The 26149-nt window shown below is 73.1% G+C and carries 24 protein-coding genes; 14 read left to right on the top strand and 10 right to left on the bottom strand.

The genetic code is table 11. The annotated features are described in order from the left end of the window. Positions 1-2 precede the first annotated feature (2 nt). Complete coding sequence (locus ACGFI9_RS05720; RefSeq protein WP_393175389.1) at positions 3-662, bottom strand: hypothetical protein; 660 nt, start codon at positions 660-662, stop codon at positions 3-5. 23 nt (positions 663-685) lie between these two features. On the opposite strand from ACGFI9_RS05720, the gene ACGFI9_RS05715 reads away from it, so the two are divergent. After that, positions 686-1204 carry an acyl-CoA thioesterase gene (locus ACGFI9_RS05715; RefSeq protein WP_393175387.1) on the top strand — a complete coding sequence of 173 codons (519 nt, stop codon included), beginning with the start codon at positions 686-688 and terminating at the stop codon, positions 1202-1204. A 151-nt stretch (positions 1205-1355) separates the two neighbouring features. After that, on the top strand, positions 1356-3344 hold the full coding sequence (locus ACGFI9_RS05710; RefSeq protein ID WP_393175385.1) for an acetoacetate--CoA ligase: 1989 nt from the start codon (positions 1356-1358) through the stop codon (positions 3342-3344). 187 nt (positions 3345-3531) lie between these two features. Here ACGFI9_RS05710 and ACGFI9_RS05705 read toward each other — a convergent pair whose 3' ends face one another. Continuing rightward, the gene (locus ACGFI9_RS05705) at positions 3532-4221 is read right to left on the bottom strand and encodes a TIGR03089 family protein (protein ID WP_393175383.1); all 690 of its coding nucleotides are present in this window, start codon (positions 4219-4221) and stop codon (positions 3532-3534) included. 151 nt (positions 4222-4372) lie between these two features. On the opposite strand from ACGFI9_RS05705, the gene ACGFI9_RS05700 reads away from it, so the two are divergent. Both ACGFI9_RS05700 and ACGFI9_RS05695 read left to right on the top strand, forming a co-directional pair. Continuing rightward, complete coding sequence (locus ACGFI9_RS05700) at positions 4373-5518, top strand: glycosyltransferase family 4 protein (RefSeq protein ID WP_393175381.1); 1146 nt, start codon at positions 4373-4375, stop codon at positions 5516-5518. Between the two features lie 63 nt (positions 5519-5581). After that, a complete protein-coding gene (locus ACGFI9_RS05695) occupies positions 5582-6673 on the top strand; it encodes a mannose-1-phosphate guanylyltransferase (RefSeq protein ID WP_393175379.1) in 1092 nt (363 codons plus the stop codon). Between the two features lie 21 nt (positions 6674-6694). On the opposite strand, the gene ACGFI9_RS05690 is transcribed toward ACGFI9_RS05695, so the two are convergent. Next, positions 6695-7270 carry an NUDIX hydrolase gene (locus tag ACGFI9_RS05690; protein ID WP_393175377.1) on the bottom strand — a complete coding sequence of 192 codons (576 nt, stop codon included), beginning with the start codon at positions 7268-7270 and terminating at the stop codon, positions 6695-6697. 39 nt (positions 7271-7309) lie between these two features. Between ACGFI9_RS05690 and ACGFI9_RS05685 the strand changes: the two genes are divergently transcribed. After that, a complete protein-coding gene (locus ACGFI9_RS05685) occupies positions 7310-8395 on the top strand; it encodes a hypothetical protein (RefSeq protein ID WP_393175375.1) in 1086 nt (361 codons plus the stop codon). 255 nt (positions 8396-8650) lie between these two features. Next, a complete protein-coding gene (locus tag ACGFI9_RS05680; protein ID WP_393175373.1) occupies positions 8651-9634 on the top strand; it encodes a winged helix-turn-helix domain-containing protein in 984 nt (327 codons plus the stop codon). Positions 9635-9686: 52 nt separating this feature from the next. Here the strand turns inward: ACGFI9_RS05680 and ACGFI9_RS05675 are convergent, their stop codons facing one another. Both ACGFI9_RS05675 and cofD read right to left on the bottom strand, forming a co-directional pair. After that, positions 9687-10775 carry a coenzyme F420-0:L-glutamate ligase gene (locus ACGFI9_RS05675; RefSeq protein ID WP_393175371.1) on the bottom strand — a complete coding sequence of 363 codons (1089 nt, stop codon included), beginning with the start codon at positions 10773-10775 and terminating at the stop codon, positions 9687-9689. Further along, entirely contained in the window at positions 10772-11719 is a 948-nt protein-coding gene (gene cofD, locus ACGFI9_RS05670) for a 2-phospho-L-lactate transferase (protein WP_393175369.1), read from the bottom strand. The genes ACGFI9_RS05675 and cofD overlap by 4 nt, the downstream gene beginning before the upstream one ends. A gap of 244 nt (positions 11720-11963) precedes the next feature. On the opposite strand from cofD, the gene ACGFI9_RS05665 reads away from it, so the two are divergent. Continuing rightward, the gene (locus tag ACGFI9_RS05665) at positions 11964-13943 is read left to right on the top strand and encodes a zinc ribbon domain-containing protein (protein WP_393175367.1); all 1980 of its coding nucleotides are present in this window, start codon (positions 11964-11966) and stop codon (positions 13941-13943) included. Between the two features lie 35 nt (positions 13944-13978). On the opposite strand, the gene ACGFI9_RS05660 is transcribed toward ACGFI9_RS05665, so the two are convergent. After that, the gene (locus tag ACGFI9_RS05660; RefSeq protein ID WP_393175365.1) at positions 13979-14758 is read right to left on the bottom strand and encodes a transposase family protein; all 780 of its coding nucleotides are present in this window, start codon (positions 14756-14758) and stop codon (positions 13979-13981) included. Positions 14759-14875: 117 nt separating this feature from the next. Here ACGFI9_RS05660 and ACGFI9_RS05655 point away from each other — a divergent pair, with 117 nt between their 5' ends. From ACGFI9_RS05655 to ACGFI9_RS05630, 6 genes are all read left to right on the top strand, one after another. Next, the gene (locus tag ACGFI9_RS05655; RefSeq protein ID WP_393175363.1) at positions 14876-15754 is read left to right on the top strand and encodes a hypothetical protein; all 879 of its coding nucleotides are present in this window, start codon (positions 14876-14878) and stop codon (positions 15752-15754) included. Positions 15755-16058: 304 nt separating this feature from the next. Continuing rightward, positions 16059-18566: a bifunctional FO biosynthesis protein CofGH gene (locus ACGFI9_RS05650; RefSeq protein WP_393175361.1), complete on the top strand. Its 2508-nt coding sequence runs from the start codon at positions 16059-16061 to the stop codon at positions 18564-18566. Between the two features lie 151 nt (positions 18567-18717). After that, complete coding sequence (locus ACGFI9_RS05645; RefSeq protein ID WP_393175359.1) at positions 18718-18996, top strand: hypothetical protein; 279 nt, start codon at positions 18718-18720, stop codon at positions 18994-18996. Between the two features lie 51 nt (positions 18997-19047). Continuing rightward, positions 19048-20445, top strand: a complete 1398-nt coding sequence (locus ACGFI9_RS05640) for a DUF4331 domain-containing protein (RefSeq protein ID WP_393175357.1) — start codon at positions 19048-19050, stop codon at positions 20443-20445. A gap of 10 nt (positions 20446-20455) precedes the next feature. Then, a complete protein-coding gene (locus tag ACGFI9_RS05635; protein WP_393175355.1) occupies positions 20456-20791 on the top strand; it encodes a phospholipase in 336 nt (111 codons plus the stop codon). Positions 20792-21284: 493 nt separating this feature from the next. Continuing rightward, complete coding sequence (locus ACGFI9_RS05630; RefSeq protein ID WP_013284161.1) at positions 21285-21545, top strand: WhiB family transcriptional regulator; 261 nt, start codon at positions 21285-21287, stop codon at positions 21543-21545. 69 nt (positions 21546-21614) lie between these two features. Here ACGFI9_RS05630 and ACGFI9_RS05625 read toward each other — a convergent pair whose 3' ends face one another. After that, positions 21615-22064, bottom strand: a complete 450-nt coding sequence (locus ACGFI9_RS05625; protein ID WP_091260118.1) for a metallopeptidase family protein — start codon at positions 22062-22064, stop codon at positions 21615-21617. A 154-nt stretch (positions 22065-22218) separates the two neighbouring features. Between ACGFI9_RS05625 and ACGFI9_RS05620 the strand changes: the two genes are divergently transcribed. Next, positions 22219-22587, top strand: a complete 369-nt coding sequence (locus tag ACGFI9_RS05620; protein ID WP_393175353.1) for a DUF3499 domain-containing protein — start codon at positions 22219-22221, stop codon at positions 22585-22587. An 88-nt stretch (positions 22588-22675) separates the two neighbouring features. Here ACGFI9_RS05620 and ACGFI9_RS05615 read toward each other — a convergent pair whose 3' ends face one another. From ACGFI9_RS05615 to ACGFI9_RS05605, 3 genes are read right to left on the bottom strand one after another with little or no spacing between them, the layout of a single operon-like run. Then, the gene (locus tag ACGFI9_RS05615) at positions 22676-24052 is read right to left on the bottom strand and encodes an NAD(P)/FAD-dependent oxidoreductase (protein WP_393175351.1); all 1377 of its coding nucleotides are present in this window, start codon (positions 24050-24052) and stop codon (positions 22676-22678) included. Continuing rightward, positions 24052-24789, bottom strand: a complete 738-nt coding sequence (locus ACGFI9_RS05610; RefSeq protein WP_393175349.1) for a pyridoxamine 5'-phosphate oxidase family protein — start codon at positions 24787-24789, stop codon at positions 24052-24054. Before ACGFI9_RS05610 ends, ACGFI9_RS05615 begins: the two co-directional genes overlap by 1 nt. Further along, positions 24774-26120, bottom strand: a complete 1347-nt coding sequence (locus ACGFI9_RS05605; protein WP_393175347.1) for an aspartate aminotransferase family protein — start codon at positions 26118-26120, stop codon at positions 24774-24776. The genes ACGFI9_RS05610 and ACGFI9_RS05605 overlap by 16 nt, the downstream gene beginning before the upstream one ends. Positions 26121-26149: the final 29 nt, after the last annotated feature.

The following is a 26149-nucleotide window of genomic DNA, read 5'->3' as shown; positions in this document are numbered from 1 at the left end:
GTTCAACGGATCTCGGTGGTGCCCTCCGGTCGCCCGGCGCGCGGGGGCGCGGACCAGGGCGACTCGCCGGCGGTGCGGCGGGGCAGGGGTTCGGTGGGGGTGGTGTCGGGATGGCCCAGGCTCAGCGGGGCGGTGGCGGCGTCCTTCTTCGGGTCGGTCGCGGGCCAGTCGCCGAACGAACCGGGGCTCTCGCTCGGCTTGTCGACCGGGGTCAGCTCCGCCTCGGTCGCCGGCCGTCCGGGCCACTGCCGCCAGCGCTGGCCGCTGAACACGGCCATCAGCAGCAGCATGCCGATCAGGAACAGCGTCCCGTTCTCCAGCGGCTGGCGCAGCGGCATCGGGTCCCCGAGCAGCTTCCAGCTCTCGGGGATCCAGTCACGGACAGTGAACGGCGCGACGAACATCCCGAGGTACGGGACGACCAGCAGCAGCCCGGCCACCAGCGGGCCGGACGGCGAGAAGCGCAGCGTGGCGAGCAGGCCGAGCAGGATGCCGGCGACGCCCAGGTAGACGGCCGGCTCGATCAGGTTGGGGGTGCTGTACGTACCCAGATCCACCCAGCGGTGGATGGTGCGTCCAGATCCGTCCTGACCGAGGGTGACGAGCACCCAGGTGACGGGCGCCACCACCAACCCGGCGAGGAAGCTCCAGAGATGTCGCATCCGCGCACCGTACCGTTTCTGGCATGACAGATCACCCCTCCACCGGGCCGGCCGGCAAGCCGACCTCCTACTCGCGGGTCACGCTCAGCCGGATCATGACCGCAGTCGATGTCAATCTGTACGGGACCGTGCACGGTGGGGTACTGATGAAGTTCGTCGACGACGTCGCCGGGGCGGCCGCCGCCCGGCACAGCGGTGGCACCGCGGTCACCGCCTCGATCGACGAGATCGTCTTCTCCGAGCCGGTCCGGGTGGGTGACCTGGTGCACGCCCACGCCCAGGTGAACTGGACCGGGAACACCTCCATGGAGGTGGGGGTGAAGGTGGTCGCCGAGCGCTGGGACTCGGCCGAGGACGAGCCCGTCCGGGTGGCCACCGCGTACCTGGTCTTCGTCGGGGTGGACGTCGGCGGCGCGCCCCGGCCGGTCCGGCCGGTGCTGCCGGAGACCGCGGAGGACGAGCGGCGCTACCGGGAGGCGGAGATCCGCCGCGCCCACCGGCTGGCGCGGCGCCGGGCCATCCAGGCGCACCGGGCCGGCTGAGGGCCGGTCCACACATACCAGGGCCAGGGGGTGTGGCCCGGCCACGCCCCCTCGGCGGCACCCGGTGCGGACAATGGCCTGGCGAGGTAGGGCAAGATGGCGCCACGGCCCATGCACAGTGTCGTGACGGGGCCTCAGGGAGGGTGGAGCAGTGGGTGACGTGCTGTGGACGCCGCCGGCCGACGTACGTGAGCGGTCCCGGATCGGCGACTACCTGCGCTGGCTGGCCGAGCACCGCGGGCTGGAGTTCGCCGACTACGACGCGCTGTGGCGCTGGTCGGTGACCGACCTCGACGCCTTCTGGCGGTCGATCTGGGACTACTTCGCGGTGATCGCGCACACCCCGCCGACCGCCACGCTCGCCGACCGGGCCATGCCGGGCACCCGGTGGTTCCCCGGGGCGACGCTCAACTACGCCGAGAACGTGCTGCGGATGCCGGGCCGGGGCGACGACGACCCGGTGCTGGTCGCGTACGGGCAGACCCGCGCGCCGGAGACGCTGACCGCCGCGCAGCTGCGCGAGCAGGTCCGCCGGGTGGCCGCCGGGCTGCGCCGGCTCGGCGTCGGCCGGGGCGACCGGGTGGCGGCGTACGCGCCGAACATCCCGGAGACCTTCGTGCTGCTGCTGGCCACCAGCAGCCTGGGCGCGATCTTCTCCTCCTGCGCCCCCGAGTTCGGCACCCGCAGCGTCACCGACCGCTGGCAGCAGATCGAGCCGAAGGTGCTGGTTGCCGTCGACGGCTACCGGTACGGCGACAAGCCGGTCGACCGCCGGGGCGAGGTGGCCGCGATCCGGGCCGCGCTGCCGTCGGTGGCGCACACCGTCGGCATCGCGTACCTCGATCCGGCCGGTGCCCCACCAGAGGGCGCGATCTCCTGGGCCGAGCTGGCGGCGGAGACGGACGAGCCGCTGACCTTCACGCCGGTGCCGTTCGACCACCCGCTCTACGTGCTCTACTCCTCCGGCACCACCGGCCTGCCCAAGCCGATCGTGCACGGCCACGGGGGCATCCTGCTGGAGCACCTGAAGATGCTGGCCCTGCACCACGACCTGGGCCCGTCCGACCGGTTCTTCTGGTTCACCACCACCGGCTGGATGATGTGGAACTTCCTGGTCTCCGGACCGGCGGTGGGCGCCACCATCGTGCTCTTCGACGGCAACCCGGGCCACCCGGACCTGGGGGCGCTCTGGCGGCTGGCCGCCGAGACCGGCACCACGTACTTCGGCACCTCGGCGCCGTTCCTGCTGGCCTGCCGCAAGGCCAACCTGGTCCCGAAGGCGATCGCCGACCTCTCCGCGCTGCGCGGGGTCGGCTCGACCGGCGCGCCGCTGCCCGCCGAGGGCTTCACCTGGGTGTACGAGAACGTCGGCGACACCCTCCAGCTCCAGTCGCTCTCCGGCGGCACGGACGTCTGCACCGGCTTCGTCGGCGGCGTGCCACTGCTGCCGGTGCACGCCGGGGAGATCACCTGCCGGGCGCTCGGCGCCAAGGTCGAGGCCCGCTCGGCCGACGGCACCCCGGTCATCGGCCAGCTGGGCGAGTTGGTGATCACCGAGCCGATGCCGAGCATGCCGGTCGGCTTCTGGAACGACCCGGAGGGCACCCGCTACCGGGAGGCGTACTTCGAGGTCTACCCGGGCGTCTGGCGGCACGGTGACTGGATCACCGTCAACGAGCGGGGCGGCTGCGTGATCACCGGCCGTTCCGACGCCACCCTCAACCGGGGCGGCGTCCGGCTCGGCACCGCCGAGTTCTACTCGGTGGTCGAAGGGCTGGACGAGGTGGTCGACTCGGTGGTCGTGCACCTGGAGGACGACCAGGGCGGGGCGGGCGAGCTGCTGCTGTTCGTGGTGCTCGCCGAGGGGCTGGAGCTCGACGACGAGCTGCGGAAGAAGATCTGCCGCGAGCTGCGTACCGCGCTGTCGCCCCGGCACGTCCCCGACGAGATCCACCAGGTCCGTGCCGTGCCGCGCACCCTCTCGGCGAAGAAGCTGGAGGTGCCGGTCAAGAAGATCCTCACCGGCACCCCGGTCGACAGCGCCGCGGCCAAGGGCGCCCTGGCCAACCCCGACTCCCTGACCGCCTTCGCCGCCTTCGCCCAGCGCCGCGCCGAGTCAGACCACCCAACCCCAGCCTGACCACCCCACCCCACCCCACCCCACCCCACCGCCGCCCCCCGCCCCCGCGCCGTCCGCGCTCTGCGCGCCGGCGATCTTGCACTTGCGGTGCCCGCTAAACAGGCGCAAAGCCGCAAAAGGCCAACCCAAGGTGCAAGATCGCCGAGGCGGGCCTCGCCCGGGGACGGGAGGGGACGGGGGGTGGGGGTTAGGCGAGGGTGCGGGTGACCTTTTCCGTGGCCGTGCGGGCGTCGAGGCGGGACGGGTCGAGGTTGGCGCAGGCGACCAGGGTGGCGCCGGCGGTGAGCGGGGCGAGGAGCCAGTCGGCCGGGTCCGGATAGGCCGTCGCGTCCACCAGGATCCGGTCGCCGGGGGTGAGGCAGAGCTCCGCGGCCCGGGCCTCCGCGCGGGCCAGCAGCTCCGCGTCCGCCTCGCCACCCTGCGGGTACGGGGTGAAGTGGTCGCCGTGCCCGCGGACCGCGGTGACGAAGTCGGCGAAGCCGGCCGGCACCGCCCGCATCGGCAGGGCGAACGGGTCCAGCGCGAGGACGTACCGCTCGCCGGCCGACCACCGCTGTGCCGCGTCCGCCCCGGTCGCGGCGGCGAAGAGCACGTCCACGTCGCCCGGGGTGTCGAGCACGGTCAGCTTCGCCGACCAGCAGCCGAGCAGCACGGCCGCAGTCTGCCAGTGCGGGGGCAGCAGCACGGCGGCCCGGTCGCCGGGGGCGAGGGCGACCTCGTCGACGAGCAGGTTCGCCGTCTTGGCCACCCAGTTCGCCAGCGTCGCGCCGGACAGTTCGGTGCGCTCGCCGGTGGCGTCGTCGTACCAGGTGAGCAGGGGTCGGGTCGGGTCGGTCGCGATCGCGTCGGCGAACACCCGGGCAATGTTGTCGGCCATCGGCGCGAACGATACGCGGTCGATGCCCGTACTCGATGACAACGACAAGTCGGCGTACCGTCGGGTCGCAGTCAGCGTCGGGACCCCGGCCCGGCGTAGGCTTGCCGACAGTGTTGTTCCCCACAGACCCGCCAGCCTGAGGAGTCGCCCCGTGACCGCCGGTCGCCCGCCCCGCGTGCTCATCGACGCCACGAGTGTCCCCGCCGACCGTGGCGGCGTCGGTAGATACGTCGACGGCCTGCTCGGCGCGCTCGGCGGCGTCTGCGGGTCCGCCGTGGACCTGGCCGTGGTCAGCCTCCGCACCGATCTCGAGCGCTACACCCGGATGCTGCCCGGGGCCGAGGTGATCCCCGCTCCGGCGGCGGTCGCGCACCGTCCGGCCCGGCTCGCCTGGGAGCAGACCGGCCTGCCGCTGCTGGCCCAGCAGGTCGGCGCCGAGGTGCTGCACTCGCCCTTCTACACCTGCCCGCTACGGGCCGGCTGTCCGGTGACGGTCACCGTGCACGACGCGACCTTCTTCACCGAGCCGGAGCACTACGACAAGTCCCGCCGGACGTTCTTCCGCAGCGCCATCAAGACCTCGCTGCGCCGCGCCGACCGGGTGATCGTGCCGAGCAAGGCCACCCGGGACGAGCTGATCCGGCTGCTGGACGCCGATCCGACCCGGATCGACGTGGCCTACCACGGGGTCGACCAGGCCGCCTTCCACGCCCCGAGCGAGGAGGAGAAGGCCCGCGTCCGCGCCCGCCTCGGCCTGGGCAGCAGCAGCTACATCGCCTTCCTCGGGGCCAAGGAGCCGCGCAAGAACGTACCCAACCTGATCCGTGGCTGGGCCCGCGCGGTGGCCGACCGGACCAACCCGCCGGCGCTGGTGATCGCCGGTGGCCAGGGGCACGACGACGACATCGACCGGGCCGTGGCCGAGGTCCCGTCGCACCTGCGGCTGCTCCGTCCGGGCTACCTCCGCTACGCCGACCTGCCGGGCTTCCTCGGCGGGGCGCTGGTCGCCGCCTACCCGTCGTACGGTGAGGGGTTCGGCCTGCCGATCCTGGAGGCGATGGCCTGCGCGGCGCCGGTGCTGACCACACCGCGGCTCTCCCTGCCCGAGGTGGGCGGGGACGCCGTGGCGTACACCAGCGAGGACCCGGACCAGATCGCTGCCGACCTGGCCGCCCTGCTGGACGACGAGCAGCGGCGGCTCGCCCTGGCCAAGGCCGGTTTCGACCGGGCCAAGGAGTTCACCTGGGAGTCCAGCGCGGAGGTGCACATCGCCGCGTGGAGCCGGGCCCGTTCCTGAATGTCAGATGCCCGTCCTAGCGACCCCGCGTCCGTAGCATGACGGTTCGGGCATGATGTGCTGATGTTCTACGCCGTCATCCCGGCGGGAGGCAGTGGCACACGGTTGTGGCCGCTGTCCCGTGCCGGCCATCCGAAGTTCCTCCACCCGCTGACCGGCACCCCGGCCTCGCTGCTCCAGGCGACGGTGGACCGGTTGGCGCCGCTGACCACACCCGAGCGCACGCTGGTGGTCACCGGGGCCGCGCACGTCGCGGCGGTGGCCCGGCAACTGGCTGGCCTGCCGGAGGAGAACATCCTGGTCGAGCCCTCGCCACGGGACTCCTGCGCGGCGATCGCCCTGGCGGCGGCGGTGATCGCCGAGCGCGAGCCGGCGGCGGTGATGGGCTCGTTCGCCGCCGACCACCTGATCGGCGACCCGGCCCGGTGGGCCGAGGTGGTGCGGCAGGCGATCCGGGGCGCCGAGCAGGGGCTGCTGATGACGGTGGGCATCACCCCGACCCGGCCGGAGACCGGCTACGGCTATCTGGAGACCGGCGAGCCGGTGGGTGACGGCCCGCTGCGCCCGGTCGCCGAGTTCAAGGAGAAGCCCGCCGCCGAGGTGGCGGAGGTCTACGTCCGCTCGGGCCGGCACCTCTGGAACGCCAGCATGTTCGTCTGGCGGGTGGACGTCTTCCTGGCGGAGCTGGCCCGGCAGCAGCCGGCCCTGCACGCCGGGATCACCGCGATCGCGGCCGCGTGGGGGACCCCGGAGCAGGACGACGTCCTCGGCACCGTCTGGCCGACCCTGCCGAAGATCTCCGTCGACTACGCGGTGATGGAGGGCGCGGCGACCGCGGGCCGGGTGGCGACGGTGCCCGGCGACTTCGGCTGGAACGACGTCGGCGACTTCCACACCCTCGGCGAGGTGCTCCCCGCCGACGCCCGGGGGAACGTGGTGCTCGGCGGCGAGGGCAAGCCGGGGGTGGTGCTGCACGACACCACCGGCACCGTGGTGGTGCCCCAGTCCGGCCGGCTGGTGGCCGCCGTCGGCCTCCACGACCTGATCGTCGTGGACACCCCGGACGCCTTGCTGGTCTGCCCGCGGGACCGCGCGCAGGACGTGAAGAAGGTCGTCGACGAGCTCAAGGAACGCGGCGAGGAGAGCCTGACCTGACCGGGTGCGCCGCGCCGCCGGTCAGCCGGCGGCGCGGCGGGCCAGCGTGGCCAGGGCCGGCGCGACGAGTTGGACGGTACCGTCGGCCAGCGGCTCGGGCAGCCGGTCCGGCGGGAACCAGCCCAGCGCCTCGGACTCGTCGCTGACCCGTTCGATCGCCCCGGCCGGGGCGAGCACGGCGAACCGGACGTCGTAGTGCAGGGAACCGCCCTGGCAGGCGACCGGGTGGACGTCCACGTCGATCGGCACCGGGTCCACCACCAGCCCGGTGATCCCGGACTCCTCGGCGGCCTCGCGCAGCGCGGCGGCGGCCAGCGTCCGGTCGCCGGGCTCGCAGTGCCCGCCGAGCTGCACCCACTTGCGGAACTTCCCGTGCAGGCAGAGCAGCACCCGGGCGCCGTCGGCGTCGAGCACCAGGGCGCTGGCGGTGACGTGCCCGGGCCGGTGCTCCCGGCTCATCGCCACCGGCCCGGCGGCCAGCAGCTCCAGGGTCCGGTCCCGGTTCGCGGCGGCGGTCGGGCTGGTCGCCGTCCAGCGGCTCAGCACCGCGACGGCGTCGGCGTGCAGGTCGGCGTACGTCCCCAGGTCGGTGTGCACCCGGACACTCTACGAGCGGTCGCTCCGTACCCTGGCCGGGTGACCCTGCGACTCCTGGAGTTCGTCGTCGCCGGCAACGAGGCGAGCGACCTGTTGCCGGTCTGTTCCCCGGCGCTGCTGCGCGCACACCGCGCCCGTCGGGGCTTCTGGACGGTGCTGGACGAGGGACCGGTGGAACGCTGCCTGGCCCTGCTGCTGGAGCGGGACGACGGCGAGTGGGTCGCGCACCACGTGGCCGCCGACGCCGGCCGGGAGAACGGCCGCACCGAGGACGGCGAGGCGCTCGCCCACCACGACGGCTGGGTGTACGTCTTCGGCTCGCAGTTCGGTTCGAAGGCCGGCCCGCTGCGCCCTCGCCGGGCGTTCGTGGCCCGGTTCCGCGAGGCGGACGCCGCCGCCGGGACGCTGCCGCTGGAGGTGGTGCGCAACCGGTTCCGGCTGCACCGGGCGGTCAATGACGCGCTCGCCGCCGCGCCGTTCAGCACGCTGCCGGCCGGGGACCGGGTCCGGGACCGGTTCATCGTGGAGACCCTGGCCCGGGGCACCGCCCGGGCCAAGAGCTGGGTGACCCGGCTCGCCGAGGACGACCTGCCGGTCAACGTCGAGGCGGCGGCGTTCACGCCGGCCGGGACGGTGCTGCTCGGGCTGCGGTTCCCGGTGACCGCCGAGGGGGAGCCGATCCTGGTCGAGCTGGCCGGGGTGGCCGACATGTTCGTGGACGACGGCTCCAGGTCGCGGCGCGGCGTCAGACGCGCCGAGCTGGAGTTGTCGGACGGCTCGCCCCGCGCTGTCGGGGCGTACGCCCTGACCGGGGTGACCCCGGCGGGCACGCTGACCGGCTTCCGGGCGGTCGCCCCCACCCCCGACGGCGGGTACGCGGCGGTGATCGGCTCGATCGACGCGCTGGGCAAGGGCTCGGTGCTGCTGGACGACCATCCGCACGGCGGCGAGGTGACCTCGCGGCACGTCGCCTTCCGGTGGGAGCCGACGCCGGACGCCCGGGTGGCGGGGAAGCTGGTAACCGAACTGGCGCCGTTCCACCACGTGGAGGGGCTGGCCGAGCTGGACGGAAGCTGCTTCTACGTCACCGACGAGGACCACCGGGTGGCGCTCTGGATCGGCTGAGCCGGCGGGTGCCGGGAGAACGACCGGGGGCACCCCTGCGGAGGAAGCCGCAGACCCTCGTGGTGCCGCCCGGTCGCCCGGTTGCCCAGGACCGGTGGTGGCACCGCCGGCCGCGCCGGGCAACGGTAGTGTGCCCAACCCCTCAGATCGCCGTCGAGGTTTTTCAGTTCACGCTTAAAAGTGGAGATTAGTGCCGGCGGGTACAGTGCCAGGGGAGGTGGGTAATCCCTCTGCCCGCCCCCAGGAGAGCGCTCCATGCTGAAGATCATCTTCTCGAGCGAGGACATCCTGCGCACCAGGGTGGCCTCCGCCGCGGACCCGGTCTGGGAACTGGTCCTCAGCCTGCACCTGCTTCAGGGTCGCGGGCGGGAACCGCTGATGCTCGAGTGGCGCCGGGCCGTGGCCCGCGCCCTGCGTACGGAGAGCGGCTCCGAGCAGTTCCGGCTCCTCTTCGCCCTCAACCCGCCCCGCGGCTACTTCCCCGACTTCCTCACCCCGTACGCCTCGCGGGACGGGTTCGAGGCGGGGCTGGCGGCGGTCCGGGGCACCCCGATCGGCATGCTGCGCCGGGACCTCACCGTGCTGGCCGAAGAGAACAGCCTGCCCGCCCCGGCCGACGCGCTGGCCCGGGGCGAGCCCGAGGTGCTGCGGCACCTCACCGACTCGATGGCGCGCTACCAGGCGCTCGCGGTCGCCCCGTACTGGACCCGGATCCAGGCCGCCGTGGAGGCGGACCGGGCACGGCGCGCCCGGGCCATGCTCGACGGCGGACCGGAGGGGCTGCTCGCCAGCCTGCGGCCCAGCATGCGGTGGGCGGACGGGGTCCTCGAGGTGCTCGACTACCCGGACACCCGTGAGCTGCGCCTGGACGGGCGCGGCCTGCTGCTGGTCCCGTCGTTCTTCTGTGCCCGGATCCCGGTCGCCCTCCTCGACCCGACGCTGCCCCCGGTGCTGGTCTACCCGGTCGACCGGCTCGGCGGGCTCGCCGTCTCCCGGGACCCGGACGGCGACCGCGAGGCGCTCGCCGCCCTGCTCGGGCGTACCCGGGCCGCCGTGCTGGCGGCCGCCGACAACGGCTGCACCACCGGGGAGGTGGCCCGCCGGCTGGACATCTCCGCCGCCGCGGCCAGCCAGCACGCCAGCGTGCTGCGCAACGCCGGGCTGCTGGTCAGCCACCGCGACCGCAACACCGTGCTGCACACCCTGACCCCGCTCGGCCGCGCCGTCCTCGACGCCTGACGCCGCGCCGCCCGCCGCGCGCGCCGCCCGCCGCCCTGCTGCGGCTCGGGGGTCAGATCGCCAGGGCGGCGCTGGCGGTGCTGCCCGCCGGTGGCGGGAGCAGCGCGGAGGGGACACCCTCGGCGGCCAGCGCGGTACGCAGCCGCTGCAGATCGGCGCCGAACCGCACCAGCTCCACCGGACCGACCGGGGCCGGCGGCGCGCCCAGCACCAGCCCGGTGGCCTGCTCGGGCCAGCCGGGCACGCCGGCGACCAGGCCGGCGCGTACCTCCTCGTCGGTGACGTGGGTGAAGACGGTGCCGGGCGCGACCACCTCGGCGACCGCGGCGATCGCCCGGTCGACGGCAGCCGGGTCGGCCGGCTCGGCGCCCGGGCCTTCGGCCAGGGTGGCGGCCTCCCGGAACCCGGCGGCCTTCGCCTCGGCGGTGCCCAGCGAGAAAAGGTCCAGCGTGGCGTCCCGGACCAGGGCGCGGGCGCCCTCGCCGTCCTCGGCCCCGGCCACGCCCGGGTAGCCCCGGACGACGGCGACCGGCACCTGGTCGCACTTGCCCTTGATCAGTTCACCGGCGCCGGCCAGCTCGTCCACCACCGCGAGCTGGGTCAGCTGGAGCTCGTTGCCGTACGGGTCGATCTCGCCGCGGTGGTCGCGGATCGCCGGCATCCCGGCGACCCCGAGGGCCACGTCGGTGAGGCCGTTGCGCCACGGCCGGCCCATGGTGTCGCTGACGATCACCGCGACGTCCAGGTGGTACCGCTCGCGCAGCGCGGCCCGCAGCGCCCGCGCGGACGCGTCCGGGTCCTTCGGCAGCAGCACCAGGCGGGTCTTGTCCACGTTCGACGCGTCGATCCCGGCGGAGGCCATCACGAAGCCGTGGTGGGTCTGCACGATCCGGGTCGCGCCGCGGGTGGCCACCACCCGGGCCGTCTCCCCGGCGAGCACCTCGTCCCGGGCGGCGAGCCGCTCGGGGCCGTCCGCCGGCACGTCGACCAGCCGGCCCTCCGCCTTCGAGACGATCTTGCTGGTCACCACCAGCACGTCGCCGTCGCGCAGCCACGGCGCGGCGGTGGCGATCACCGCCGCCAGGTCGTCGCCCTCGGTCACGTCGCCGATGCCCAGCACCGGCAGGATCTCCAGCCTCACGCCAGCTCCAACGCGGCCCGGACCATCGTCGCCGTGGCCGCTTCGTCGGTCATCCGCAGCGGTGCCGACCGTACCGTCACGTCCGGCACCAGTGTCCCCTCGTCCTCGGGCGCGACCAACCAGCCGTCGAGCAGGCCGCCGGCCGACCGGCCACCGTAGAGGCCGCCCACCCCGGCCGCGCTGCACTCCACGCCGAGCACGGCGAGGCAGCGGTCGGCCATGCCGCGCACCGGGGCGCCGCCGATGATCGGGGACACCCCGACCACCGGGGCCGGCCCGTCGGTCACCGCCTCGCGCAGCCCGGGCACGGCCAGGATCGGGGCGATGCTCACCACCGGGTTGCTGGGCGCGACCAGCACCACGTCGGCCGCGCCGATCGCCTCCAGCACACCGGCCGCCGGCTTCGCCGTCTCCGCCCCCACGAAGACGAACCGGTGGGTCGGGACGTCGGCCCGGTACCGCACCCACCACTCCTGGAAGTGGATCGCCCGCTGGCCGCCGTCGAGGTCGACCACCACGTGCGTCTCCAGCCGGTCGTCCGTCGCCGGCAGCAGTCGTACGCCGGGCTGCCAGCGGGTGGCGAGCGCCTCGGTCACCTGGGACAGCGGATAGCCGGCGTTCAGCATCGCCGTACGGACCAGGTGCGTGGCGATGTCCTTGTCGCCCAGCCCGAACCAGGTCGGCTCGGCGCCGTACGCGGCCAGCTCCGACTTGACCGTCCAGCTCTCGCCCACCCGGCCCCAGCCCCGCTCCGGGTCGGCGCCGCCGCCCAGCGTGTACATCACGCTGTCCAGGTCGGGGCAGACCTTCAACCCGTGCAGCAGCAGATCGTCGCCGACGTTGACCACGGCCGTCACCTCGGCCCCCACCTCCCGGGCGTACGCCCGGACCCCGAGCAGGAACCGGGCACCCCCGATTCCGCCGGTCAGAACCACGATGCGCATGACGTCCATCCTTCCGCACGCGCGGCCGTCGATCGGGTGCCGGCTGGAGAGACTAGGCTGACCGGCTTGATTAGGAATCCTCAGTGATCATAGTTTGACGGTGTGGAACCTCTTCGGCTTCCGCAGGGGCGTGAGGCGTTTCGGGTTTCCCGGTGATGTTTCTTCGGGTTTCGGGGAGTGTTCCGGTGACGTGGGTCGGGCGTGAGCGGGGGCTTTCCTGGATCGTTGTCGAGGCGGTGAGTTGGTGAGCGGGAAGCTGCCGCTGGCCGAGGGCGTGACCACCCGCATTGCGTGTGCCCGCAGTCTTGTGCGTGCGGGTGTGGATGAGAAGACCGGCGAGGTGCTGTCCCGGGCGGTGCTTGCGCAGCGTGTCGGCTGGTGTGCCGATCTGGTGGCGGGCATGGTTTCCGGCTTGTTGGTTGAGCATTGGAACGCCGTGGATGTGGAGGTGTTGGCCTGCGGCGTGGATGCGGGTGGCCGAAAACTGCCGTCGAACGCGTGGATGGCGTTGCGGCGCCTGGGTTGGACCGTCACCACTGCGGAGGGTGTGAAGGTCAACGACCGGGTCGTGCGGATGGCGCAGGAGCAGGCGGGACGTGCTCTTCGGTCGGTGAAGTGGCGGGCTGAGCTGACCGCGGGGATCGTGGCGACCTGGCCGGTCTACCCGGGTATGCGCACCGGGCAGGAGTGGGCGCAGGTGCGCGAGGCGGTCCCGGGTGGGGAGCATCTGCCGTCGAGCGTCATCAAGGGCCGCACCCGGCAGGCCGTCAAGTTCCTCGCCGCGCATGGCCGGCTGCCGGTGGATGTGTTCGAGCTGGAAGGCGTCCCGCGAGTCGCGCGGATGCTGCTGCTGGCCGCGTGTGACAGGCAGCAGGCCACGATCGAGCGCTGCGACACTGATCCCGGGAGGGCGTTGCTGCGCTTGCAGTTGCCCACCCGTGCGGATCCGCGAGGGTATCGGGACTGGACGTGGGTGGCCTGCCGGATCAGCTTGCCGCCCACGGTTCCTGCCTCGGCGGTGCTGCACCTGCCCACCCTGGCCGTCACCGGCGGCACGGTGCGCGCCGATGTCGCATACAGCCATGCGGTGCCGAAGGTCCGGCGCGCCGGGCACAGGGTGGCGCTTGGCGTGGACTGGGGCCTGAATACCCTGCTGTGCGCGGGGGCCCTGCGACTGCACACCGACGGGCGGATCACCGGGTTGAGGGCGGTTGGCCAGTTCCGGGCCGCCGGGGTTCTCGCCAAGCAGCACCGCCTGCGCCGCCAGAGTGAGCGGCTGCACGCCAAGGCCGACCAGTACGTGCGGCTCATCGGCGTCGACTCGCAGCATCAACTCGTCGGCAAGCTTGCCGTGCTGCGCGGCGAGATCCGGCACGTGTCGGAGCGCCGCTCGAACCTGAACGACGCGCTCGCGTGGGCTGCCGCCCGGTGGGCCGTGGACCAGGCGATCGCCGCCGGGGCGAGCGTGATCTATGTGGAAGACCTGCGGTCGTTGGAAGCACGGGGCATGGGCGCCACTCTGAACACGCGACTGTCCCAGCAGGTCCGCGGGCAGATCGTCGACCGGATGCGGCACCTCGCCGCCGAGACCGGTATCGCCGTGGTCACCGTCCCGGCCCGCAACACCTCCAAACACTGCCCGCAATGCCTGACCCCGCTGCAACACCGCAAAGCGCCCGACAAGCCGACCATGGCGGGCTGGAAGTGGGCCATCTGCCCCACGGAAAGCTGCGGCTGGCAGGGCGACCGCGACCAGGGTGCATGGCGGCGCATCGCCGCCCGCGGCCTGACCCACCAGGCCAAGACCGTCACCGACAAGACCAGCGGGCAGATGGTGATCCGCTCAGTCGTGGACCCCCTCGAAGCCACAGCCGTCCTCACCCCCACCACCAGGACCAGCCGGGAGGAGCGGTCGAAGACCGGCCCTACCCGGCACACGCCACCACGCCCCGCGCCCAGGCGACGCAGGGCACCCTCCCCCACCCGGCCTCACGGCCTGGCGGGCAAGCGTCCGGAGGGACACGCACCAACGGACCGGAAGCTGCCCCGCGCAGCCCACCGGCACCAGAGCGTGACAACGATCAGCACACCCACCACCGGCCACCGGCCCCGAGGAGCCGCACTGGGCGCGGGATTCCACTTCCACGCCCACGCGACCCCACCACGATGGGAAACGATCCCGGAAACTCAACCCGGCCCAGGATCACTAAGGGCTGTCTCGTAACTGGATGGAGTGGTTGCCTGCGCCGGGCTTCTCGGTCACCAGGTCAAAGCGATGTTGTGCAGGTTGGCAATGCCGGAAGCAGCATCGGTCAATGTGTGGGCGGCGCGGCGGTAGTCGCGCAAGATCTTCCAGTTCTTCATCCTGGCCAGGGTGTGTTCGACGCGGGCGCGGATGGTGCGGTGTTCGCGGTTTAGGTCTTCCTTCCAGGTTGGCAGGTCGCTGCCGTCGGCGGGCTTGCGGTACGGGATGATCACCTCGGGGTTTCCGCGGTAGGCGCCGTCGGCCATGACCGGGCGCCCGGCGAGCTTCTGGTCTATGCCGGAGGTGCGGTAGACGATCGTGTCGTTGCGGTTGCCCGGCTGCGGGTCGCCGAGGGCGATGACCAGGCGGGTGCTGGCGTCGATGGCGACCTGCAGGTTCGTCGAGTACCGGTAGTTCTTGCTCGCCGCGGCCAGGCGGTGATCGCGTGTCGGGATGAGGGTGCCGTCGACGATCGCGATCTGGTCGACCGGCCGCCGCCGCATCGGGGCGAGTGCGAGGAGCGGCCCGAGGGTGTCGATGACCCGGTGGGCGGCGGAGTGCGATACCCCGAACAGCGGGCCGATCTGCCGCATGGTCAGGTTGGTCCGCCAGTACGCGGCGACCAGCAGCACCCGGTCGGACAGGTCGAGGGCCCATTGCCGGCCCGGCCGGCCGTCGGCGATCGAGTCCCCGCCACGCTCGGCGACCAGCCGGACCAGCCGGCGGAACTGGGCTGGCGTCAGCCCGGTGAACGGGAAGATCCACTCGGCCCGAGCTGCGGAGATTACCTGCACCCAGGCATCATCGACGACCGTCCTCAACGGATAGAGGCCGGGGTTACGAGACGTCCCTTAAGCTGATCAGAGAAGCTCACGTCGGCAACTGTCCGTTTTCGTCCCCAGGGGGAGTTCGTGACCAGCCCCGCCGAGCCCGCGTCCGGCGACGCGACGCAGGCCAGCCAGGTGACCAAGCCACTGCGCGAACTGGCCGCGCTCGTCCTGCTCGGCGCGAACGCCGTGCTGCTCTTCGTCGGCCTGCTCCGGCTGCTGGTGCCGATGGACGACTACAGCACCTTCACCGGCCGAGCGAGCAGCACCTTCTTCGTCTTCATCGGCCTCGAGTCGGCTGCGTTGCCGCTGCTGGCCGTCCTGCTCGCCACCCACGTGAGCCCGGTGCTGCCCCGAGCGAAGCTGATCACCCAGGCGGCGCTGGGCGAGTACGCCTTCGCCGCCCTGTTCGGCGCGCTGACCTTCCTGATCGCGCTTTTCGGCCGGCTCACCGATGGCGAGGTGCTGGACGCCTTCCTCAGCATGCTGATCCGGGTGGCCTGGCTGGCCATCTTCGCGATCGCGGCGTTCGTGGTGTTCCACATCTGGCGCCGCCTCTACTACGTCCCGAAGCCCAAGCCGCAGCCCGGCGTGTACGGGCAGCCCCAGCCGGGCTGGCCGCAGCAGGCGGGTGGCTACCCCGGCCAGCCGGGCGCTTACCCGGCCCCCGGCCAGGGTGGGTACGCCCCCGGCGGCCAGCCCCACCAGCCCGGCGGCTACCCGGTGCCCGGCCAGTACGGCCCGCCGCAGTCGGCCCCGCCGTTCAACGCCGCGCCGCCGCACGCCCCGCAGTCCGCCCCACCGTTCGGCGCGCCGCACCCGGCCCCGCCGTTCGGTCAGCCGCCGTCGGCGGACCCGACCCAGGCCATCCCGCGGCAGCCGGCCGAGTTCGGCCAGCCGGCCCCGCAGGACAACGACCGCACCCAGCGCTTCGACCGCGACGACCCGAACCACCCCCGCTGACCACCCCGCCTCGCCGCGCCGCACCGCGCACCGCGCACCGCGCGCCGCGCGCCGCGCGGCGAGGCGACTGATTTACGGAAAGAGTGGCTTCCCCACGTCGGGAGGCCACTCTTTCCGTGAACGAGTGCCTATGCGGGAGGTCCCGCATGGCCACTCTTCCGGGAACGAGTGGCCATGCGGGACGTCGCGGTGGCCACTCCTTCCGGGAACGGGTGGCCACCCGGCGGGGTGTCGCGGTGCCCGGATTGCGGCGCGGATGACGGGGTCGGGTGGGCGTGGGTGGTCCAGCGCCTAGGCTGGGCGGATGGTTGATCGCACCGAGGCCGCCCCGACGGAGGCGAGTGTCCGGCGGGCGCTGCGCCGGGCCGCGACCGGGCGGGCGCTCGACGTCGACGAGGCGAGCGCCCTGCTGACCGCGCGCGGCGCGGCGCTGGATGAGCTGCTGCGGGTGGCCGGTGAGGTGCGTGACGCCGGGCTGCGCGAGGCCGGCCGGCCGGGCGTGGTCACCTTTTCCAAGAAGGTCTTCATCCCGCTGACCCGGCTCTGCCGGGACCGTTGCCACTACTGCACCTTCGCCACGGTGCCGCACCGGCTGCCGGCCGCGTACCTGGAGCGGGACGAGGTCCTCGCGATCGCCCGGGAGGGCGCCGCGCAGGGCTGCAAGGAGGCGCTGTTCACCCTCGGGGACCGTCCGGAGGAGCGCTGGCCGGCGGCCCGGCGGTGGCTGGACGAGCGCGGCTACGACTCCACCCTCGACTACCTGCGCGCCTGTGCGGTGGCGGTGCTGGAGGAGACGGGACTGCTGCCCCACCTCAACCCGGGCGTGCTCTCCTGGTCGGAGCTGCAACGGCTCAAGCCGGTGGCGCCGAGCATGGGCATGATGCTGGAGACCACCGCCACCCGGCTCTGGTCCGAGCCGGGCGGCCCGCACTTCGGGTCGCCCGACAAGGAGCCGGCCGTCCGGCTCCGGGTGCTCGACGACGCCGGCCGGGTCGGGGTGCCGTTCACCACCGGCATCCTGATCGGCATCGGGGAGACCCTGCCCGAGCGGGTGGACGCGCTCTTCGCGATCCGCCGGAGCATGCGGGAGTACGGCCACCTCCAGGAGGTGATCGTGCAGAACTTCCGCGCCAAGCCGGACACCGCGATGCGTGGGATGCCCGACGCGGAGCTGCACGACCTGGCCGCCACGGTGGCGGTGGCCCGGATCCTGCTCGGCCCGAAGGCCCGCATCCAGGCCCCGCCGAACCTCATCGAGGGCGAGTACGACCTGTTGCTGCGTGCCGGCATCGACGACTGGGGCGGCGTCTCGCCGGTCACCCCGGACCACGTCAACCCGGAGCGCCCCTGGCCGCAGCTCGACGAGCTGGCCCGGCACACCGCGCAGGCCGGCTTCACCCTGCGCGAGCGGCTGACCATCTACCCGGAGTACGTGCGGGCCGGCGACCCGTGGCTGGACCCGCGCCTGCTGCCGCACGTCACCGCCCTCGCGGACCCGGAGACCGGGCTCGCCGTGGAGGCGGCCCGTCCGGTGGGCCGGCCCTGGCAGGAGCCGGAGGAGGTGTTCGGTGGGCGGACCGACCTGCACGTCACCATCGACACCACCGGCCGGACCGGGGACCGGCGCGGCGACTTCGACAGCGTCTACGGTGACTGGTCGGCGGTGGCCGGCCGGGTCACCGCGGGCGGCGTACCTCTGGGCGCGGGTGACCTGGCGGCGGGCCTGCGGTTGGCCGCCGACGACCCGGCGGCGCTGCTCGATCCGGCGCACGAGGCGAAGGCGCTGGCGCTGTTCGGGGCGGACGGGCCGGCGCTGGACGAGCTGTGTCGGATCGCCGACGACGTCCGCCGGGACGCGGTCGGCGACGACGTCACGTACGTGGTCAACCGCAACATCAACTTCAGCAACGTCTGCTACGTCGGCTGCCGGTTCTGCGCCTTCGCCCAGCGGGAGACCGACGCGGACGCGTTCCGGCTCTCCCTGGACGAGGTGGCCGACCGGGCCGAGGAGGCGTGGGCGGCCGGCGCCAGCGAGGTCTGCCTCCAGGGCGGCATCGACCCGAAGCTGCCGGTCACCGGGTACGCCGACATCGTCCGGGCGATCAAGGCCCGGGTGCCGGAGATGCACGTGCACGCGTTCTCCCCGATGGAGATCGTCACCGCTGCCGCGAAGGCCGGCGTACCGGTGAAGGAGTGGCTGCTCCAGCTCCGCGAGGCCGGGCTGGACACCATCCCGGGCACCGCCGCGGAGATCCTCGACGACGAGGTGCGCTGGGTGCTCACCAAGGGCAAGCTGCCGGCCGCCGCCTGGGTCGAGGTGGTGAGCACGGCCCACGAGCTGGGCATCCGGTCCAGCTCCACGATGATGTACGGCCACGTGGACCATCCGGGCCAGTGGCTCGCCCACTTCCGGGTGCTGGCCGGGGTGCAGGACCGGACCGGCGGCTTCACCGAGTTCGTGGCGCTGCCGTTCGTACACACCAACGCGCCGATCTACCTGGCCGGGATTGCCCGTCCCGGGCCGACCTGGCGGGAGAACCGGGCGGTGCACGCGATGGCCCGGCTGCTGCTGCACGGCCGGATCGCCAACATCCAGTGCTCCTGGGTGAAGCTCGGCGACGAGGGGACCGTGGCGATGCTCAAGGGCGGTTGCAACGACCTGGGCGGCACCCTGATGGAGGAGACCATCTCCCGGATGGCCGGCTCGGGCAACGGCTCGGCCCGGACCGAGGAGCAGCTCCGGGCGATCGCGGCGGCGGCCGGTCGACCGGCCCGCAAGCGGACGACCGCGTACGGTCACGCCCCGGCCTGACGTCGAACCTTTCCCCGCCGCCGGCCGTACCAGTGGATGCCGGCGGCGGTTGCGGCGAGGGCCGCCGCCGGTGACCCCCTCGGGACACCCGGCGGCGTCCGGGTCTCCCGCCCACCGCGGGCGCTGCGGCGCCGGCCCGGAAAGGTTGCCCATGACCAGTGATCAGCGGAAGCGGCCCTGGCCGCGACTGACCCGCCGGCAGACGTTGACCGCCGCCGCGAGCGCCACCCTGGGCGCCGCCGCCCTCACCGTGCCGGGCCTGTCGGCCGCACAGAACGCGCCCTCCGCGGGCCGCCGGGACGAGCCGATCGTGGTCCACCTCCGCGACGCGGCCTCCGGCGCGATGGACGTCTTCGTCGGCGCGACCCGGATCCAGGTACGCGACCGGGCCCTGGCGGACCGGCTGGTGCGCGCTGCCGGTCGACGCTGACCGCCGCTCTTTCCCTCGACCTCTTCTTTTCCGACGAAGGTGTGGTCCGTCATGTCCTCTCACCGTGAGGCCCCGGAGATAGCCAAGGATCCGGTGGCCGACAGTTCCGACCTGTACGCGTTCGTCAGTCCCGACCACCCGGACACGGTCACGTTGATCGCCAACTACGTGCCGGTGCAGCTTCCGTCCGGCGGCCCGAACTTCTTCGAGTTCGGCGACGACGTCCGGTACGAGATTCACATCGACAACGATGGTGATGGTTATCCGGATGTCACCTACCGGTTCGAATTCACCACCGAGATCACGAATCCGAACAGTTTTCTTTACAACACCGGACCGATCGAGTCGCTGGACAGCAAGAACTGGAACCGGCGGCAGTTCTACCGGTTGACCCGGGTCGCGGACGGGCGGGAGCGGGTGCTTGCGCACAAACTGCCCTGCCCGCCGTGCAACGTCGGTCCGCTCTCCACGCCGAAATACCACGACCTCGTCCGGCAGGCCACGTACCGGCTGTCGACGGGGGAGAAGGTCTTCGCGGGGCAGCGGGCGGACGGCTTCTTCGTCGATCTGGGCGCCATCTTCGACCTCGGTACGCTGCGGCCGTTCCAGCAGCTCCACGTCGCCGGCAAGAAGATCTTCAAGACCGAGGGAGAGCCGGTCAACGCGCTGGACCGGACCAACGTGCACAGCATCGCCGTCCAGGTGCCGCTGAGCCGGGTACGCCGCAAGGCCAGCCGGTACGGCTACGCCGACCGGGCCGCCACCATCGGCGTGTGGACCACCGCCTCCCGGCAGCAGGTGCGGGTGCTCGGCGACCGGGTGGCCGCGGACACCGCCGCCGGCCCCTTCACGCAGGTCTCCCGGCTGGGCAACCCGCTGTTCAACGAGGTCGTCGTGCCGATGTCCAGGAAGGACCTGTGGAACAGCCTGCCGCCCACCGAGGACAAGCGCTTCGCCCAGTTCGTCGAGCACCCCGAACTGGCCGCCCTGCTGCCCGCGCTCTACCCGGGCGTGTTCCCCAGCCTGGACGCGTTGAACAAGTCCCGGAAGCCCCGGGCCGACCTGGTGGCGATCCTGCTGACCGGCATCCCGGCCGGGCTGATCGACGGCTTCGCCAACACCACCGGCGACCTCCAGGCCGACATGCTGCGGCTGAACACCGCGATCCGCCCCAATCGCAAGCCGGACCGGTTCGGCGTGCTCGGCGGCGACCTGGCCGGCTTCCCCAACGGCCGGCGGGTCGGCGACGACGTGGTGAGCATCGCGTTGCGGGCGATCGCCGGGCTCACCGTGCCGCTGGTGGACAAGACGTTCAAGCCGGACGCCGCCGCCGCGGCGGTCACCCCCGGGCTCAGCGCGGCCGACGTGACCGCGCCGTTCCTCGGCGACTTCCCGTTCCTCGGCACGCCGTACGACGGGTTCAACAACCCGCCGGCGAGGAAGTCCTGAGGGGCCGGCCGTGCACCAGCACCAACTGGGGCCGTCGGAGAGCGGCAGTGTCGTGCTCGACCTGGGCGGCGACTCCGGCGCGTTGGTCGTCTACACGGGACGGGAACTGCACGGGCGCGAGATCGAGATCAGCCGCGCCGACGGGGACGGGCCACGCACCCACTCGGCGGTACGCGAGCGGCACGTCCGGGACGGGGTGTTCCACAGTGCGGTGTACCCGGATCTGGCGGCCGGTCTCTATACCGTTTGGTGGGACGAGCGCACACCCGCCGGGGCGATTTCCGTCACCGGTGGCGCGATCGCCGAATTCGTCTGGCCGACCAGCGCGCCCGCGGGGGCGACCTGACCGTACGCGCGCTGCCCGCCGTCGCGCCCCGTCCAGCATGTGGACGGGGCGCCGGCGGCATGTCCGGCCTCGACGGGCGGTTGCGTGCCGGCCGGGTTAACCTTTGCCCACCACCATGCTGATCTTGGACGGTATCGCGACGGCCGCCCGGGGACGGCCCGCCGGAGCCTCCACCGGGGGCCGCCGAACGGGTCCGTACCGGGTGCGCCACGGCGAAAATCTCGGGCAACTCGCCGGAGAGGGCGTTACTCGTCCGGGGTCTGAATCGATAGGGCAGGTTGCGAGGCTCGGGCGGCCCGGATGGTCGTCCGGAACGTGTCGGGAGGACGACTCCATTATCAAGTTCGGCTTGACGGCGCACGCATTACACGCGTGTAATTTGAATGGGGTTGTTCGGCCGGAACGCAACAAATTGGGTGCGGACGGACAAGCACGCCTTTCGCGTGGGGGGTTGCAGCGGCGATGACGCCGGTGCGCGACAAGGAGGCATCTGATGGACGGCCAGCTCGAGGTGGCCGACCTGCTCGGAAACGCGCCGGAGTGGCAGGAGCGGGCGCTCTGCTCGCAGACCGACCCGGAGGCGTTCTTCCCCGAGAAGGGCGGCTCGACCCGCGAGGCGAAGCGCATCTGCTCGCGGTGTGAAGTCAAGACGGAATGCCTGGAATACGCCCTCGGTCACGACGAGCGGTTCGGGATCTGGGGTGGGCTCTCGGAGCGGGAGCGGCGCAAGCTCAAGCGGCGGGTCGCCGCCTGACGCGTACCGGGCCGGGGCGGTGGGGGCCGCCCGGGCCCGGGCGAGCGCCTGAGTCGGCGGGGGCCGGGCTCAGGCCAGTTCGTCGGGATCGACCCCGAGCAGGTTCGCCACCTGCTCGATGATCACGTCGTGCACGAGATCCGCGAGGTCCTCGCGGTCCATCGCACGGAACTCCAGCGGCCGCCGGTAGAGCACGATCCGCGGCGGTACCTCCTGGCGGCCGGGGCGGCCGGGCAGCAGTCGGGCGAGCGGCACCTCGCCGTCCTCCAGGACGTCCGAGTCGTAGACGTTCAGGTCCGGCGGGACGTCCTCGACGGCGAACTCGACGCCGGCCAGCTCCTTGGCGAACCGGCGCTCCAGCGTCTCGACCGTGTCCAGCACCAGGTCGTCGAAGACCTCGGCCTTGGTCCGGGCCAGCGGTACGGTGGCCGGCACCAGCCGCCCCCGCAGCCCGCGACCGTGGCGGTCGCGGTGGGTGCGCCGGCCGGAGCCGGGGCGGCGGTTCTCCGGGCTCGTCATGACGCAAAGGGTAGCCCGCCCCACCTGGCCGCCTGTCGTTGCGCCGCCGGGACGGCGTGCCGGTGAACCGATCGGACGAATTGTGATCACCATGACGGGCGTGTCGTAACGCGAAGCGGTGCGCCGGACCCGGTAATGGGGATACCCTGCCGCCGTGAGGTCACCACGGCGCTGCTCCCGTAACGGCTGCCCCCGGCAAGCGGTCGCCACATTGACCTATGTCTACAACGAGTCCACCGCCGTGGTGGGCCCGCTGGCGGCCTTCGCCGAGCCGCACACGTACGACCTCTGCGAGCCGCACGCCCGCAACCTGACCGCGCCGCGCGGCTGGGACGTGGTCCGGCACGAGGGCGAGTTCGAGCCGCCGCCGCCCACCACCGACGACCTGGTCGCCCTGGCCGAGGCCGTCCGCGAGGCCGCCCGCCCCGCCCCGCCCCGTCCCCCGGAAGACCCCCAGGCCGCCCCCCAGGCCCCCCAACAGGGCCGCCGCGGCCACCTCCGCGTCATCCCCCCCAACCACTGACCACCCAGCGCCGGTGATCAAGGAGTTTGCGTCAGAATCCGTGCCGCAGCCGACGCAAACTCCTTGATCGACAAGAGTCGGCGGGCGGTCAGTGGCCGAGGAGGCGGGAGAAGGCGGCGGCGCGGCGGGAGGGACGGCCGGTGCGGGCCTCGGCCTCGTCGGCGGAGAACATGACCTTGAGGCCGGCGTTGACCGCCAGCCAGCGCAGGGGTTCCGGCTCCCATCGCGGGGAGCGGTGGTTGACCCAGGGGAGCGCGGTCAGCTCGCTGTCCGCGCCCCGGATCAGGTCGGCGAGGGTACGGCCGGCCAGGTTGCTGGTGCCGACGCCGTCGCCCACGTAGCCGCCGGCCCAGGCCAGGCCGGTGCTCCGGTCGAGCCCCACCGAGGCGGCCCAGTCCCGGGCGACGCCGAGCGGCCCGCCCCAGGTGTGGCTGACCGGCACCTCCGGCCCGAGCACCGGGAAGATTTCGCCGAGCACCCGCCGCAGCGCGGCGAAGACCCGGGGTTCCCGGTCGTAGCCGGGGCGGACCCGGGAACCGAAGTGGTAGGGGGCGCCCCGCCCGCCGAACGCGAGCCGGCCGTCGGCGGTGCGCTGGCCGTAGATGATGACGTGCCGGTAGTCGGAGAAGGTCTCCCGCTCGCCCAGCCCGATCTGCGCCCAGGTCGACGCGGGCAGTGGCTCGGTGGCCACCATCAGCGAGTAGACCGGCGCGACGGCCCGCCGCTGCCCGGGCAGGGCGGGCGTGAAGCCCTCCGTCGCCCGGACCACCACCGGCGCTCGGACCACCCCGGCGGGGGTCACCGCCGCGCCCGGGCGCAGGGCGGTCACCGGGGTCCGCTCGACGATCCGTACGCCCCGGCGTTCCACCGCCCGGGCCAGGCCGCGCACCAGTTTCGCCGGGTGCACGGCGGCGCAGTGCGGGGTGTACGTGCCCCCGCGTACCCCCTCGGCGTGGCAGCGGTCGGCGGCCTCGGCGGCGTCGAGCAGCACCAGGTCCTCGTCGGCGAGTCCGTGCTCGCGGGCCTCGGCGACGGCGGCCCGGGCCCGGCTGAGCTGGGCGTCGGTGCGGGCCAGCACCACCGTCCCGCCGGCCCGCCAGTCGCAGTCGATCCCCTCGGCGGCGACCACCCGGCCGACCTCGCGGACGGTCTCCTGCATGGCCCGCTGCATCGCGAGGGCCCGGTCCCGGCCGTGCCGGCGGGCCAGCGCGGGCAGCGAGGTGGGGAAGAGCGCCGAGCACCAGCCGCCGTTGCGTCCCGAGGCGCCGTACCCGGCGATCTCCTTCTCCAACACCACGATCCGCAGCGCGGGGTCCGCCTCGGCGAGGTAGTAGGCGGTCCACAGCCCGGTGTAGCCGGCCCCGACGATCACCACGTCGGCGTCCGTGTCGCCGGCCAGCCCGGGGCGCGGGGTCAGCGGCTCGTCCACGCTGGACAGCCAGTACGACAGCTCCTGGTAGCGCATCACCACTCCGGTGGGGGCAGGTCGTGGCGCAGCCGGGGATCGGGCTGCGGGGTGCCGTACGCCTCGACGACCGGCACCACTCCGGCCCAGACCGGCCGGTCGAGGTCCTCCTCGGGATCGTCCGGCGGGCCCGAGCTGACCTTCACCGAGCACTCGTCCAGCGGCAGCGCGAGCACCAGCGTGGCGGCCAGTTCCTTCGGCGACGGCGGCCGGATCTGCGCCCAGCGTCCGGGGAGCAGGTGCTCGGAGAGGCGTGCCAGGGCGGCCAGCTTCGCCGCGCCGTCGAGCGCGACCAGCCGGCCGAGCACCATGGCGCAGCGGTAGTTCATCGAGGACTCGAAGGCGCTGCGGGCCAGCACCAGGCCGTCGAGCAGGGTGACGGTGAGGCAGGCCGGCGTGCCGGCGGCGAGGTGCCGGAACAGCCGGCTCCCGGTGGAGCCGTGCACCAGCACCCGCTCGCCGTCCCGGGCGTACGCGACGGGCAGCGCGTACGGCTGGTCGCGGTCGGCGATGGCCAGGTGGGCGACCCGACCGGCGTCGAGCACGGCGTGCAGGGCCGACCGCTCGTGGACGGCGAGGTCCGGCAGGCGGCGTACCCGGGTCCGGTCGGTGCCGCCGACGGCGGCCGGACCTTCCGCAACGGGGGCCTCGACGGCGGCCGGGCCGACGGGAGAGGGCCGGGACCCCTGGGTCCCGGCCCCGTCCGGCCCTGAGCCGCCGGTCAGAGGCGCGACCATGCCTCGGTCAGCACGGCGCGCAGGATCTGCTCGATCTCGTCGAACTGCTCCTGCCCGGCGATCAGCGGCGGGGCGAGTTGCACCACCGGGTCACCACGGTCGTCGGCGCGGCAGTAGAGGCCGGCCTGGAAGAGCGCGGTGGAGAGGAAGCCGCGCAGCAGCCGCTCCGACTCGGCGTCGTCGAAGGTCTCCCGGGTCGCCTTGTCCTTGACCAGCTCGATCCCGTAGAAGTAGCCGTCGCCCCGGACGTCGCCGACGATCGGCAGGTCGGTGAGCTTCTCCAGGGTGGACCGGAAGGCGCCCTCGTTGGCCCGGACGTGCCCGACCAGGTCCTCGCGGGCGAAGACCTCCAGGTTGGCCAGGGCCACCGCGCAGGAGACCGGGTGGCCGCCGAAGGTCACGCCGTGGGCGAACATGCCGGTGTCGGTGAGGAACGGCTCCATCAGCCGGTCGCTGGCGATCATCGCGCCGAGCGGGGCGTACCCGGAGGTGATGCCCTTGGCCGTGGTGATGATGTCGGGCTGGTAGCCGTACCGGACGGCGCCGAAGTACTCACCCAGCCGGCCCCACGAGCAGATCACCTCGTCGCTCACGAGCAGCACGTCGTACGCGTCGCAGATCTCCCGGACCCGCTGGAAGTAGCCGGGGGGCGGCGGGAAGCAGCCGCCGGAGTTCTGCACCGGCTCCAGGAACACCGCGGCCACGGTGTCCGGCCCCTCCCGCTCGATGGCGCGGCCGATCTCGTCGGCGGCCCACCGGCCGAACGCCTCCGGATCGTCGCCGTGCTCCGGGGCCCGGTAGAAGTTGGTGTTCGGCACCTTGATGCCGCCGGGCACCAGCGGCTCGAAGTCGCTCTTGATGCCGGGCAGTCCGGTGATCGACAGCGCGCCCATCGAGGTGCCGTGGTAGGCGATGTAGCGACTGACCACCTTGTACTTGTTCGGCTGGCCGGTCCGCTTGAAGTAGGCCCGGGCCAGCTTCCACGCCGCCTCGACGGCCTCGGAGCCGCCGGTGGTGAAGAAGACCCGGTTCAGGTCGCCGGGGGCCAGCGAGGCGACCTTCTCGGCCAGCTCGACGGCGGTCGGGTGGGCGTACGACCACAGGGGGAAGTACGCGAGCTCGCCGGCCTGCTTGGCGGCCGCCTCGGCGAGCTCGGTCCGGCCGTGGCCGGCGTTGACGACGAAGAGCCCGGCGAGTCCGTCCAGGTAGCGGCGGCCCTGCGAGTCCCAGACGTACGCGCCCTCGCCGCGCACGATCGTCGGTACCTCGCCGGCGGAGTAGCTGGCCATCCGGGTGAAGTGCATCCAGAGGTGGTCGGTGGCGTTGGCCATGTCAGCCCCATCGGGTCTCGGGCCGGTCA

Origin of the sequence: Micromonospora sp. NPDC048930, assembly GCF_043197935.1 — a bacterium.
In the GTDB taxonomy this organism is placed as follows: domain Bacteria; phylum Actinomycetota; class Actinomycetes; order Mycobacteriales; family Micromonosporaceae; genus Micromonospora.
This window is presented reverse-complemented; position numbering and strand designations above follow the sequence as displayed.

What these genes read in the sequence shown, in the direction of transcription:
- ACGFI9_RS05720 (WP_393175389.1), bottom strand. Translation starts at nt 662, where the DNA reads ATGCGACATCTCTGGAGCTTCCTCGCCGGGTTGGTGGTGGCGCCCGTC.
- ACGFI9_RS05650 (WP_393175361.1), top strand. Translation starts at nt 16,059, where the DNA reads ATGGTTGATCGCACCGAGGCCGCCCCGACGGAGGCGAGTGTCCGGCGG.
- ACGFI9_RS05610 (WP_393175349.1), bottom strand. Translation starts at nt 24,789, where the DNA reads ATGGTCGCGCCTCTGACCGGCGGCTCAGGGCCGGACGGGGCCGGGACC.
- ACGFI9_RS05615 (WP_393175351.1), bottom strand. Translation starts at nt 24,052, where the DNA reads ATGCGCTACCAGGAGCTGTCGTACTGGCTGTCCAGCGTGGACGAGCCG.
- ACGFI9_RS05715 (WP_393175387.1), top strand. Translation starts at nt 686, where the DNA reads ATGACAGATCACCCCTCCACCGGGCCGGCCGGCAAGCCGACCTCCTAC.
- ACGFI9_RS05705 (WP_393175383.1), bottom strand. Translation starts at nt 4,221, where the DNA reads ATGGCCGACAACATTGCCCGGGTGTTCGCCGACGCGATCGCGACCGAC.
- cofD (WP_393175369.1), bottom strand. Translation starts at nt 11,719, where the DNA reads ATGCGCATCGTGGTTCTGACCGGCGGAATCGGGGGTGCCCGGTTCCTG.
- ACGFI9_RS05605 (WP_393175347.1), bottom strand. Translation starts at nt 26,120, where the DNA reads ATGGCCAACGCCACCGACCACCTCTGGATGCACTTCACCCGGATGGCC.
- ACGFI9_RS05640 (WP_393175357.1), top strand. Translation starts at nt 19,048, where the DNA reads ATGTCCTCTCACCGTGAGGCCCCGGAGATAGCCAAGGATCCGGTGGCC.
- ACGFI9_RS05630 (WP_013284161.1), top strand. Translation starts at nt 21,285, where the DNA reads ATGGACGGCCAGCTCGAGGTGGCCGACCTGCTCGGAAACGCGCCGGAG.
- ACGFI9_RS05625 (WP_091260118.1), bottom strand. Translation starts at nt 22,064, where the DNA reads ATGACGAGCCCGGAGAACCGCCGCCCCGGCTCCGGCCGGCGCACCCAC.
- ACGFI9_RS05680 (WP_393175373.1), top strand. Translation starts at nt 8,651, where the DNA reads ATGCTGAAGATCATCTTCTCGAGCGAGGACATCCTGCGCACCAGGGTG.
- ACGFI9_RS05645 (WP_393175359.1), top strand. Translation starts at nt 18,718, where the DNA reads ATGACCAGTGATCAGCGGAAGCGGCCCTGGCCGCGACTGACCCGCCGG.
- ACGFI9_RS05695 (WP_393175379.1), top strand. Translation starts at nt 5,582, where the DNA reads ATGTTCTACGCCGTCATCCCGGCGGGAGGCAGTGGCACACGGTTGTGG.